At 40.2% G+C, this 13,754-nt stretch carries 8 protein-coding genes; 6 read left to right on the forward strand and 2 right to left on the reverse strand.

The window, feature by feature from the left end; all coding sequences use genetic code 11:
- Window positions 1-182: 182 nt before the first annotated feature.
- A complete protein-coding gene (locus QWZ17_RS25625; protein ID WP_290308187.1) occupies window positions 183-4,325 on the forward strand; it encodes a hybrid sensor histidine kinase/response regulator transcription factor in 4,143 nt (1,380 codons plus the stop codon).
- A gap of 1,461 nt (window positions 4,326-5,786) precedes the next feature.
- Here QWZ17_RS25625 and QWZ17_RS25630 read toward each other — a convergent pair.
- Entirely contained in the window at window positions 5,787-6,596 is an 810-nt protein-coding gene (locus QWZ17_RS25630; RefSeq protein WP_290308188.1) for an alpha/beta fold hydrolase, read from the reverse strand.
- 23 nt (window positions 6,597-6,619) lie between these two features.
- Window positions 6,620-7,423: a LuxR C-terminal-related transcriptional regulator gene (locus tag QWZ17_RS25635; RefSeq protein ID WP_290308189.1), complete on the reverse strand. Its 804-nt coding sequence runs from the start codon at window positions 7,421-7,423 to the stop codon at window positions 6,620-6,622.
- A gap of 220 nt (window positions 7,424-7,643) precedes the next feature.
- Between QWZ17_RS25635 and QWZ17_RS25640 the strand changes: the two genes are divergently transcribed.
- From QWZ17_RS25640 to QWZ17_RS25660, 5 genes are all read left to right on the forward strand, one after another.
- Window positions 7,644-8,327 carry a hypothetical protein gene (locus QWZ17_RS25640; protein WP_290308190.1) on the forward strand — a complete coding sequence of 228 codons (684 nt, stop codon included), beginning with the start codon at window positions 7,644-7,646 and terminating at the stop codon, window positions 8,325-8,327.
- Between the two features lie 109 nt (window positions 8,328-8,436).
- On the forward strand, window positions 8,437-10,887 hold the full coding sequence (locus QWZ17_RS25645) for a redoxin domain-containing protein (RefSeq protein WP_290308191.1): 2,451 nt from the start codon (window positions 8,437-8,439) through the stop codon (window positions 10,885-10,887).
- Between the two features lie 441 nt (window positions 10,888-11,328).
- Window positions 11,329-12,075: a hypothetical protein gene (locus QWZ17_RS25650; protein ID WP_290308192.1), complete on the forward strand. Its 747-nt coding sequence runs from the start codon at window positions 11,329-11,331 to the stop codon at window positions 12,073-12,075.
- Between the two features lie 254 nt (window positions 12,076-12,329).
- Window positions 12,330-12,593 carry a helix-turn-helix domain-containing protein gene (locus QWZ17_RS25655; RefSeq protein WP_290308193.1) on the forward strand — a complete coding sequence of 88 codons (264 nt, stop codon included), beginning with the start codon at window positions 12,330-12,332 and terminating at the stop codon, window positions 12,591-12,593.
- A gap of 2 nt (window positions 12,594-12,595) precedes the next feature.
- On the forward strand, window positions 12,596-12,907 hold the full coding sequence (locus tag QWZ17_RS25660; RefSeq protein WP_435404587.1) for a hypothetical protein: 312 nt from the start codon (window positions 12,596-12,598) through the stop codon (window positions 12,905-12,907).
- Window positions 12,908-13,754: the final 847 nt, after the last annotated feature.

Raw genomic sequence — 13,754 nt, forward strand, 5'->3', positions numbered from 1 at the left:
TAAATAGCGCAAGCCGACTTGTTCAAATCATCATACTTTTGGTCCAAACTGTTATACTTTTTAATCAAACGACGCTTACAGGGTGTTTATAGCTGTATTTTTAACATTTATTAATTATCATTGTATCAGCCAAAGGAAAACCGGTTTTACCAGCCGGTTAAAAATCAATTGTACTGTTACCCATGTTAAAAAAATACCCCGCCCTTTTTAAAAGCGTGGCGATATTAAGGCTTAGCACTTTAATGTTATTGGTAACGTGTGCCGTTTTTGGGCAGGCACCCAAACTTAAATTCAGCCATATTAATAGCTTCCAGGGCTTATCAAACAGTACGGTTGAATGCATTTACCAGGATAGCCGGGGCTTTATGTGGTTTGGTACCCGTGATGGCTTAAACCGTTACGATGGCTACCAGATCACTGTTTTTAAAAACAACCCTGTCGATGTCGGCAGTATCAGCGATAATTACATCCGCTGTTTATATGAGGATAAGCAGCACCGGCTATGGATAGGCACCAGCAACGGGTTAAACCTGTTCAACCCGTTTAAAAACACTTTTGCCCGGTACAAATACTCGGCTACAAATAAGCTAAGCATATCCGGCAATACCATTAATTGTATTTACAACGATAAGCAGGGCAACCTTTGGATTGGCACCACCGATGGCAGTTTAAATCTGTATCAACCTCAAAATAATTCATTCGGCCATTTTTACGGCACTGCTACCGGTGCTGTAAACTGTGTTTTTGAGGATAGCAAAAACACCCTGTGGATAGGTACCGAAAGGGGCCTAAAACACTTTGACCGGCGTACCCACTCATTTAATGACGCTATTAGTTTACCAGGTTATAATGTTATAAACCTGCCGGTAAATACCATACAGGAAGACCACGCCCATAACCTTTGGCTGGGTATTGAAAACGGCGGCCTAATGGCGCTTGATTTTAATTCAAAAGCGGTTAGACGCTATCAACACCACCAGGATGCAGATGGCAGCCTGGGTAACGATCAGGTTAAATGTTTGCTTATAGATAGAAAAGGGAATATCTGGGCTGGCGGTATTAACGGCGGCCTTAACCTGTTTAACCCACAAAACGGCTTGTTCAGCAACTATCAAAACGTTTCTGAAAACCCCGGCAGTTTGTCGCAAAGAACCGTATCGGCTATTTTTGAGGACAACCAGAGTAATCTGTGGGTGGGCACTCATCGCGCGGGCGTTAATTTATACACGCCCAAAGCCAATAAATTTAAGCTACTGCAAAACGAACCCGAGCACAACAGTTTAAGTTATAACGATGTACGGGCATTTTGCGAAGATGAAGCACACCAGGTTTGGATAGGCACCGATGGCGGCGGCATTAATATTTATAACCCGGCAAAAAACACCTTTAGCTATTACCGCAACAACCCCAATAACACCCAAAGCCTGGCTGCCGACGCGGTACTTGATATTTATAAAGCCAATGAGGCTAAAGTATGGGTAAGTACCTGGGGAGGCGGGCTGAATTGCCTTGATAAAGCCAGTGGAAGCTTCAGGCGTTTTACTAATAATGCCGCTGATAAAACCAGCATCAGTTCCAACTATGTGCAGCAATCTTTTAAGGATAGCGAAGGCAATTTTTGGGTAGCTACTTATTACGGTGGGCTAAATGTTTTAAATGAGCAAACCCTGCAATTCAGCAGGTTTACCCAAGCACCCGATGGGAAAACCAGGATACAAGGCAACAATATAGTGGCGCTAAATGAAGATCATAACAAAAACCTGTGGATAGGCACCGACGACGGCGGCTTAAACTGCTATAACCTGCGCAGCAAAAAAATAAGCCACTACTTTAACAACCAGGAAAAACTGCCCGATCTGCGGGTTATTTTTATTGATCATACCGGCAGGGTCTGGCTTGGTCAAAACGGGCTTTACCTGTTTAACCCCAATAAAAACAAGTTTGAAATTTATACTGATAAAGCCGGCCTGGGTATAGATATAATAAAGGCGATACAGGAAGATGCCACCGGTAATTTTTGGATCTCGGGATCAAACGGTTTAACCAAATTCAATCCGGCAAGCGGCGCGTTTACCCGGTATAACATTGCCGATGGCTTGCAGGGCCAGGAGTTTGAGGCGGGCTCATCGCTTAAAGCAAAAAACGGCACCCTGTATTTTGGCGGTGTAAATGGATTTAACGTTTTTAACCCGGCGGCTATTAAGGCTAATCCTTATTTACCACCGGTATACGTTACCGCTTTGCAGGTGTTTGATAAAATAATGAAGCCCAATACGGCGGGTTCGTCACTTACGAACGATATCAGCCTCACTAAAAAAGTTAAACTATCTTATAAACAATCCAGTATCGGTCTGCATTTCGCGGCGTTAAACTATACCGCCACCGAAAATAATAAATACCAATACCGTTTGGATGGATTTGAACCTGGATGGCATTTTACCAACGATGGCAAAGCTTCCTACACCAACCTATCTCCCGGCGATTACACTTTTATAGTACGGGCCGCCAATAACGATGGCTTATGGAACAACCAGGACACATCATTAATGATCACGATTACGCCTCCGTTTTGGGCTACTTGGTGGTTTAGGGTGTTAATGGGCCTGTTTTTTATGGTAACGGTTTACCAGTTGCTGCGCTTTAAAGAGAACCAGGACCTGCGTAAACTGGAAGAATCCCGCAGGGAGGAAATGCACCAGTTGCAGTTGCAGTTTTTTACCAATATCTCGCATGAGTTTCGTACGCCTTTGTCGCTTATATTAGGTCCGCTGGAAGCCTTGCTGCAAAAAGGTAGATCAGAGTCGAGCCAGTTCTATGAGGTGATGTACCGCAACGCCAACCGGTTGTTGCTGCTTATTAACGAACTCATGGATTTCAGAAAGGTAGAAACCGGCACCTTACAATTAAAAGTGATGGAGGGTAATCTGGATAGCTTTGTGGCCGAACTTGCAGCGGAATTTAATGAAGCAGCCAGCCAAAAAAATATCAGCCTGAAAATACAAACGGGTAAAAATACCACCGCTACTACCTGGTTTGACAGGCAGATATTGGAAAAGATAGTACTTAACCTGCTTAATAACTCTATCAAATACACACCGGAGGATGGTTGCGTAATTGTTGAGGCGTTAGATAGTTTACAGGGTTTTAAATCGTCGCATGAAAATGAACTAATCCTTAAAAACAGCTTCAGGGCGGCAAAGTATGCCTACATCCGCATTTCTGATAACGGCATCGGGATTTCCAAAGAATCTATCCAGCATCTTTTCGAAAGGTATTACCGCATTACCGAAACGCATTTAGGATCGGGCATAGGGCTGGCCTTTGTAAAAAGCCTGGCATTACTGCACAAGGGTGATATTTACGTATACAGCCAGCGCCATGCCGGTACCGATATCATTATTGCCCTGCCGGTTGCCCAGGGCGATTACCAGGCCAACGAAAAATGGACCGCAGCCTCCCAACCGGGTGGCACCCGGCTGGAGAGCATTCAGATGGAACCGCCCTTACCTACGGGATCACTGTATCCCTCGAAAGCAGGCCCCGCTGGCAAGCATAAATACAGGATATTGGTTGTGGAAGATAACGACGAGATCCGCGCGTTTATCAAAAACTCGCTCGAAGAGCATTACACCATCACAGAAGCCGTTGATGGCAATGCCGGTTTTGCAGCCGCCAAAAGCGAATTTCCGGACCTCATCATCAGCGATGTAATGATGCCGGGCATGAACGGTATAGACCTTTGCCAGGCGGTTAAACAGGATATTGATACCAGCCATATCCCCCTTATTATGCTTACCGCCAAAACCAATTTACAGGCCGAAATAGAAGGGATCGATTCTGGCGCCGATATGTATTTGCCCAAACCCATCAGCATTAATTTGCTTACCCTAAGCATCCGCAATATTTTTGAGCAAAGGCAAAAACTGAAAGACCGCTATCAAAAAGACCACCACATTGAAGCGCGTGCGCTTGTGCATTCATCAAAGGATAAAGAATTTATTGATAAATTACTGGCCATTATTGATAAAGAACTCAGCAACCCCGACCTGGATGTTGACAGCCTTTGTGAATCCATAGGCATGAGCCGCACCAAGCTTTACCATAAGATCAAAGAAATATCCGGCCAGGCACCAAACGAGTTTATAAGGAGTATACGGCTTAAAAAAGCAGTGGAAATTTTAACCCATGAAGATGTGCTGCTAACAGAGGTGATTTATCGGGTGGGCATTCAAACACAATCCTATTTTACAAAAGCGTTCAAAAAAGAATACGGTAAGACCCCGACACAGTTTATTCAAGATCTGTCCAAAATAAAACTTCATTAAATCGCGTAATCGAATTAAGCTGATAAGCAAGCTACAGCACAGGAAAAAACAATTGATACGTAAATGTCAGCAGATCGTTGTCATTGATCAGATGGGTTTCGTGATGTTAATATGAATTTTGAGATGGTTTAGTGCTGATAGAGTACTTTGGCATTTTCCCATGCAAAAAATTTTCAATGAGGTTTTCTACTTCAATTTGAGGGATTACAAATCTATTACCAATTGGATCAAAAAAGCTTCTTTCATAATTCATTGAGGAGTATGAGTAATTTGTTCGATTATTGCAGCTATTGTTTTACTGTCGACACCTTCATTTTAGTGGAACGTATATTCAACTGATTTTTCTATCCTTCTGCCGTCCGGATGTACTTCAATGTATTTTTGCTTGAACTTGGTGCCTTTTCTTTTTTGCAGCAGATACGCTACAACAGCTACTAACATAGGGGTACTAAAAGAAAGAACGTAAGTTGGAATATCCCCCAATGAGTTTTTCGGGATTTTTGTTTGCTCGAAGCTTGTCTCCCTTGGCCTTGTCGGATCAAATACTTCGGATGCTGACCATCAATAAATTTATATTCAGTAATCATTAATAGTAAGGTTTAAACAAATTCAAGGTAGGTATATTTTTCGTATTTCACTTATCCCTAATAATAAATCCACATGATTAAAACAAAAGTATTTTCTACTTCCAGATTTTCGCAATCGAACATGTTGAGGGTGAATGAGATAAAAGCTTGGCTGTCAGAGATAGTGATGAAGAAAAGCCACAGCGAATGGCGCACACTCACACCCGCAGTCACTCCGGCTTTTAAGCCCGTAGGGGAAGCTTTTCGAACCCCTTTTTAGCGGATTTACGGCTTTTGGCCGGATGAAATAATCCATCTAACACCGCCCAGCCCCATTTACACTTAACCTTAGGCAACCCGTTGTGCCGCGATTTTTTTTCTTTACAAAGAAAAGAAGCAAAAGAAACAAATACTAACTATTCTTGGTTGCATCCCTGGATAGACCACATTATATTGACCGCTCTTCGTCAATTTTGATTTGACCACTTTTTGTACTGACAGCCAATTTATTGTTAGGAATTTGCAAATTGGCGAAGAGGGGTCAAAGAAATTGGCATTTCCACATAACATCGAGGAAGCTATTGCAATGTAAATGCAAAAAATCTGGAGCTTTGTGTGGATTAAGCAGCGGGGGGAGTAGCCCATAAACGCGCACGTGGAAACAGGGTGGATAAAGGCCAATTATTGTAGACATATAGAATTAGTTGGTCAGATTAAGTAGGTAAAGCCTTTTTAGGAGGGCATATTTATATATGCCAATAGATACTTATACAAGTATGTGCAACCTCGTCTTATTATGAAAGTCATTTCGACTTTTCTTTTAAACCAAATTTCTTGATTTTTTTCGCCGTTTTTAAATTTTCAATAATCGAGTTATTATCAGTATCAAAAGTGGTCAATATAATATGGCTTGTTTCTGAAAGCAATCTATTGCAAAATTCTTAATTAAGTCAGCAACTACGCTTGGCTGATCAAGGTACGCAAAATGTCCGGCGTCCTTGATCAAGATAATTTCGTCCATCCATTTTTTTATTGTTGATTTATTGAGATAGTTAACGTTGTTTATCTTTTCCATCTCACCGTAAACGATGGCAACAGGTATATCTATATTTTTATTTTCTAAGTTCCCAATTTCATCGCCCCATTCTTCAGTGGCTATAGCTTTACCTAATGTTGATCTGAATAAAGGATCGGTGCTCCAAAAACTGTCTCTATACTTCTGCTTCATTTCTTCCGATATGCAGTAAGCTATATCATCAATGAAGGCATTTAATTCCTCATCAGTAGGGTATGATATGAATGACGCTGCTAAATTGGGGTTGGGTTGTAATATGTCCGATGTGGTAAGCCCTTTACCAATTACACATGCCCCTGTTAAAAATAGTCCCTTGCAGTTAATCAGGTTTGGCATTATTTCTGAAACGAAGTTAGTAGCAATTGAGCAGGCGACAATAATATATTCAGAATATTGAAACTTTGAGATGAACTCATAAATCAAAGCGCCCATACCCTTTAGTGTATATTCCGTTTCAGGGTTTAAACTTCTATCTGATTTTCCATGCCCGGGCAAATCCAAGGTTACTACCGTATAACCGTTCAAGGCGTCTGTATTGATTACATTATCCCAGGTTTCATGCGATGATGAATTTCCATGTAAAAAAATAATATGTTTATTTCCTGAGCCGGTAGTTTGACTATAAAGCATGATTGTTAAAAGCTATTTTATAGTTAGATGATGCGGTTTCTAATGGAAAATGCAACAAGTTCAGCCACATTTTTGGTGTTGGTTTTTTTTAACATGTTTTTACGGTGGGTGATAATAGTATGCTCACTAACAAAAAGCTTGTCGGCTAATTGTTTACTGCTCCATCCTTCGGCTAGCCATTTCAGTACATTTATTTCCTGATGAGTAAGTAAAGTATCTTCTTCATGAGGGTAAAAGTGATTGGTCTGGAGATTAATGGTATTAAATAATCCATTATCATGATCTGTTTTTTCGATGGTATGCAGAATAACCCTATCAGTTTTAAAGTTAGTAATATCCATCACCATACCCATCGATATTAATGGTATGCCGCTTTCCTGGGAGGTAAGGTATGAGCCGCGCTGCAATATCCATTTGTATTTACCTGATGCACTCCTGACACGGAAAGTGTAAGAAAAAATGTATTCGTTGTGAAGATTTTGGGCCGTGTTTTTTAAAAATTGCATGTTAGCGCTAAATACCTTTTCATTGTAGACCTTAAAGTCATCCGCATGAAACAAATTCATAACCAAGCCCAAACCGCTCTCTATAAATTCCCTGCTGTCAAAACCTATCACTGATTTAAAATTCTCCGTCATCAGCTTGTAGGATGCTTTTGAATAATCAATTGCGAAATAAGTTGGTAAGGATGGGAATGAAAAATTACTCAATTCGCGGAATTTACCCAGCATACCCTGTATTTCCTCCTCATCGGTTTGCTCCCCGTTGTAAAATGCGTTCTGAAGATGGCCCTTATAAGTAAAATCAAGCGGGGAAGATAAGCGCATAATTGGTTTTGATGATTAAAAATAGAAATAAAGTATTAAAAATGAATAATTTATGATAGTTATTTTCGAAAAAAAAGCAATAATAGATGCTAAAATTAAGTCAACAGAAAAATCCCAACAAATGGGGATTTTTTAGTGATGGTGTAAATAGGAGATTTATATCAAAATCTCAATTTACCCTTATAAAAGAAAAATCATACAGTATAAAAGCAAGTAAAAAATGAGAAAAGCCCTTTTAATTGTCGTATTTATTCTAAGTCTTGTTAGTGCAAAAGCACAACAAATACCTGATTTAGGGACGATAACTTCTTTTTATCAGGATACTGCTGCAAACTGTGCCTCCATTTCTGTAATAAAATTGGCCATGGCAAAATATGGAGGCAATGGGGTATTTGAAAAAGTAGATACCCTAACAGATAAATACCGCATTCAATTCAGAGATGGTAAAATTCTTGAACTTACCAAAATAGAAGAAGCCATCATAGGTAAAATGGATGGTTTTGCCTGTGGTACCAAAGCAACTATTTATAAGAAGGCAAGGTTCATTTATGCAGCGATGGCAAAAAATAAAATGATGACCGATACAATCAAGTATAAGACGATAGAAAATGCCGCATTTGAAATTAAAATAGTCTGGTTGCTTTTTAAAAAGAAGATTTTTGTGTTGGCAGAGGACACGGAAAAAAATCTTTCGTATTTGGGCTTAGAAAATCTGTGGATAAGCAAACTTGCTGGTGAAGTAAGTAATTATCCCAATATTATTATTACCAACTCGCGGCATTCTGCTTATTCCAGCTTTGGTTTTTACGACCAGTACGGCAAACCAATCGAGAATTCAAGATTTAGCGGTAAGCATGGCGGATTTCCGATAAACGAAAAATTAAATTACATTTTGAAAGATTAATAAAAGAAACATTTAATAAGCTGGGTTTCAGTTATTCTATTTATGAGTCAAAAATATAGGTATTCATCGTTGCGCTTAATAAAATCATCAAGAACAAAGTAAACAGATAATGAAAAAAATACTTTTTATTTCCGTAATTATTCTAAATATAACACTTACTGCCTATTCGCAATCCAAATCCTGCTACAATGACTGGGGTTTTTGGCAAAATCTCAACACGCCTGGTGCCAATACCAATTTTCGAATATCGTTCAAACAGCCTATATCAAAAAAGGAAGACTGCCAATACATTTGGTATAGGTTTGAAAATCTGTTTGCTATTCCGGATGCTTACCTAATGTTTAAGGTAGACTATAAAAAACCAAACGGGGTAACCGGAACGGAGACATTCTCATATGTCAAACTTGATAAAACTGGTGTTTTTACCGATTCAGGGAATTTTATGGTAGGATATGAAGTGATAAGGGTTTACAACGTGATGTACAAAGAATTACCCGGAAAGAAAAAAGCAAATGAAAACCCGCTACCTCAATCTTCGCAGGACAGAACAAATAAATTGCTTAATGAGCCTTCAAAGGCGAATAATACTCTGCGACCCAGGGCAGCTGTAATTGGTGACAGGGCAGAAAATACCCGGCCTAACGTAGAAGCGGTTGCTTTAACAAATAGCAACCAAACAATGCAACAGGTGCAGTACCAAAATAAAGCCAACGCCTATATTAATGACGCCCAGTATAATACCAACGATATTAACAAGGCACTTGACCTCAACTTAGCGGCCATCAACGCCCAGGCCAGTGGCAACCGGGCCGAACTACAGCAGGTGCAGCAGTTACAACAACAGCAAAGCCAACAACAAATGCAGCAGTTAGGCGATCAGGTAACCAACGTGATAAGCGGCATAATGGACAGGAAGTTCAGGAAAGACCAAGAGAATAATGCCGATATGACTGCTCGGATTAACGAATGGTCGGCCGAGCGAAAGGCAGCGGAGCTACGCAAACGCGACATGGTGAAAAATTTTGGCGTGGTAATAAACAGTACACGTAAGATAACGGAATTAAGCCGGTATCCTATGCGACTATTGCCCGGCCTCATGTTGTTAAACAGTTTGCACGCACGGTTGGATTCGGTGCAGGGCGATCAGGGCAGCGTAGATGCTGATGGAACGCTTACCTTCAGAAATAAGCCTATGGGAAAAATGCATGGCATACCCGATGATGTATTGAGCATGCCTTATTACTCGGATGTTTACGAACGCAAAACAATATATCTGGATAAAGTGAACAAGGATAAATACGCCGAAAAGGTGGGGGATTTTTATAAAAGTTATTTTAATGCCTTAGCCTATTTAAAAGGCGATGCCAAAAACAATATAGCTGTCGACGTACTAAGAGCATTAAATTTATTAAAACATGCAGAAAATTTATATTTAAATAAGGATCAAATTGTTACCGAACGCAAGTACCTGCACCATAAAGTATATTACGAGATTTATTTCGGAGACCTAGGGGGCTCAACAATACAGCTTGGCTTTATCGGCCTGGCGCAAATGGATGCTTCGGTAACTATCGGTAATATTTATGCCGATTCAGCCGCTGTTACCCATAATTCCGCCTACACAAAAAAAGCCTTTGAGCAATATGATAGGGCCATTAATTATTATTTAAGTAATCTGCATGCCTATGCAGCGGATGAAAAAAATTCGAAACAATATGACATTGAAAATTACCGCGCGGCTTTTCAGCATGCTTATTACAATATGCTGCTTACTACGATTAAAATTGTTGATGCAACCTACAACAACGCCTCTGCGGATGAAAAAAAATTTGCAGAGCAATGTACTGCACGATGTTTAGATTTATATGTTAAATATTACGATGTAACCACTATTGCAGAAAATTTACAGAAACAGGGAAGCAGTTACCTGGATCAGAATTTGTATAATACCGCAATGCTATTATTGAAAAAGGCCGCCGATCAGGGCGACGACATCGCCATGGTACAAATAGGCAGTATGTATGAAAAAGGACTGGGTGTACCCAAAGATTTTGACAAGGCTTTTGAATGGTATAAAAAAGCCCTCGCTAAAGGAAATACAGCCGGCAATTCTTTTATAAGGGTATTGACCAACGTACTGTCGTTCAAAAACACTAAAGCCAACAATTTCACACAAACAAATACGCAAAATATTCCATTTAGCTTGTCGCAATTCAAGGGCAAATACATATTGCTTAATTTTTGGGCAAGTTGGAACAGGTGGGACCGTGCCGAAAATAAAAACCTGGCAAGTGTTTATGAAAAGTATAAAAACCAAAATTTTACTATCGTAAGTGTTTCTTTAGATTATAACAGAGAAAACTGGCTGGCAGCCGTTGCAGAGGACAAGTTAACATGGACCAACCTTAGCGATTTAAAAAGGTATCAAAATGCGGTGGCGTTACTTTACAAAGTTGAATCCATACCGGCAAACTTCCTGATCGCCCCATCAGGAAAAATAATTGAAGTAAATTTAATAGGTGACGATTTAACCGCTGCGCTTGGTCGTATCATTAAATAAGTAGGGGCTTCTATTTTATTTATTCTAATCCCCCCACACCTCAGTGCAAATGTTATGTGGGTGCATGCGGGTTAACTTACTTGTGACTTTAAGACAAATACTTTGTAAAGCAGGTCAATTCCTACTCAAAACCTGCGCTAAGTGCTAAAACTTATTAATGAAAAATATTACTACATAAGAATTAATTGACTATTTAAATCTAAAATATTAATGGATTACACGATTAAGGAACAATTTAAACTGAAGCGAAAGATAAATTTTGTCAACGACGAGAGCCTCCTCCACCGCCTAAAAAATTGTCTCAAATAAATTATCTGGATACAACGGCTTTACTTGATAGCCCATAGGGGAATCGAACCCGTTTCAATAATTAATATCTCCTTTTAAATCAGATAAACTAAAATTATAATATATCGTTTATAAAAACATATTATAGTTTTTATGAGTTCAGATAGCTATTTTAAATTCCGTGGCCGCTTTGAGTTATTTCCTGATCGTTACGATATTGGCTGGCTGATATTTTCAGACAAGATTTTCGGTTTAAATTTCTTTGTTAATAAGGTCTATAAGATCAAACAAGATGAATATGCTTCGTTTTACAATCACCAATTAAATTACTTCCTGGAAAACAACGCTGGCAACGAAGAAGCTTTTTTCGAACACGTTTATGACATCATAAACACCCGGATCAAATTCTATAAAGGTTTGAAGCCATCTGCACAGGGATTGAAATTTACCGCCAAATTGGAAGTTTTTCTGAAGTATTTAGAAAGCATTGACAAGTGGCATAAAACGCAACCTTTGGAATCGGTCATCAGCGATAAAAACAAACAGATTGACCAGTTAGAAAGAAGGATCAAAGAACTTGAAAACCAGATTAAAGAATTCATGAAATACGAAGCGGGTGAAAAGATCGTCATCAGCAAAGACGGCATGCCGGTATTTATCGATCTGATTGACCAAATAAGGGAACTGAAATTACCGAATGGCAATAAGCTGGTGAACAGCCAAACGGCAAGTCCCTGGTACAAACTGGTCGCCAAGCACTTTCTCAATGGTGATAAACCCATAGCTATCGGCACCGCCCAGAATTACTTCCCGGCTGATAAGGATAATCCACCACCGAAATACACGATCATTGCTGAAAAAGACAAACTCTTCAAAATTATTCAAAAGCCTAAGAAATAGGCTTTTGTCTTTTTATCCATGACCAAACGCCCCCAATGGTCATTCATTTTGCCCTTTTTGCTTTCACATTTGCCTTCATACCGTTCAATGACCCGCTTTGTATCCGGGGATTGAACAGCTAACCTGCTGTGCATTGTGATCTAGCGCCTGCACCTGGAAAGTGCGGATCATAATTATCCATACTAGGGATAAAGTTTCCTGCAATGCAAAATACTTGCAGGTATTTGAACAACGATTAAAACAAGGAGGAACAGATGAATGTGGAACTGATCACCAAAGGGGATTTACTGGAATTTAAGAGCGATCTGCTCAACGAAATTAAAAGGATCATACATCCGGGACAGGCCAGTACCAAGAAGTGGCTGAAGAGTGCGGAGGTAAGAAAGCTTTTAGGTATTTCGCCTGGCACACTTCAAAACCTGCGGATCAACGGTACACTGCAATTTACAAAAGTCGGCAGCATTATGTACTACAAACTGGAAGATATCAACAAGATCTTGGAGGGTGATGGCAAATGAAGTTGAATAAGAAAATTGTTAAAGAACTGGCTGGCTATGCCAGCCTGCTTAAGCGAATGGAAAAGGACAACCGCTTACTGCCAACCCATCTCGGTTTGTTCACAGGCTTATTTATCTGCTGGCAGCGGAATGGCTTTGTAAGTCCGTTTGGTGTGACCCGGAAAACGCTTATGGCGTTTTCCAAGGTCGCATCCATTGCAACCTATCACAAGTGTATCAAAGAACTCGACGAATATGGTTATATCCATTATGAACCCTCTTATCACCCCAGACTCGGCAGCCAGATTCACTGGCCCACCGATTTGGAAGTGTAGCCCGATACTTTGTATCGGTATAGCTGTATACCGGGCTGTACGGATAGTTGCATATCGGAATAACCAGTTATCCCGATATACGGATAAACAGATATATAAATCCGGTGCAGCTATTGGCTGCACCGGTAATGATTTGTTTTGCAAATCAGGAAGAAAAGCGAAGTGAGCAAGCGGAGGTTGGGCAGAGCCCTACTTTGCTTGTCCTAAGCTTCGCTACGGGGGACGTATAATACTTTAGAGCGCTTGCGCCTATGTAATAAAAGAAAACATGATACTCAGCGGTATCCCGCATAGAGGGATCAAGGCATAAATGTATAAATAGCTATGCAGTAATATGGAAAATTAGCATATAAGATATCAGTGTAAGATCAGTGAGATACCCGGTTGCGGTAGACCAGAAGTTTGAAAAGATTGCCCTTAAACTGGGCAGAACAAAGCGGCAAGTGTTTATCTAGATGGTCGACTACTTTTATAAAAGCAAGAAAGCCCCGTTGCTGAATGATGAGTTGTTAAAGAATGCGCTGATGAAAAACCACCAGCAGTATATTGGTTTTATCCGAAACCAGGAAAATATGCTGCTCATTCCGATCAAAACGGAAATGGACAGGATGATTGTATCACAGGTTAAAATCATCGAGAGTTTCAAAACGCAAGTCCTCATACTTTTGCGATTACCGTGACGCTGAGTAATGGCGTAGCGATCGAAACTGTCGCTAAAATGCTGGGGCATACGACCCTCCGGCAGACCCAACACTATGCTAAAATTTGCACGGTAAAATAGGTATGGATTTGGCGCCGTTACGTGAAAAATATCTGGTTACTGCGCCGGAGCCTTAAACAGAATTGG

The organism is Mucilaginibacter flavus (genome assembly GCF_030409315.1).
GTDB classification, from domain to species: domain Bacteria; phylum Bacteroidota; class Bacteroidia; order Sphingobacteriales; family Sphingobacteriaceae; genus Mucilaginibacter; species Mucilaginibacter flavus.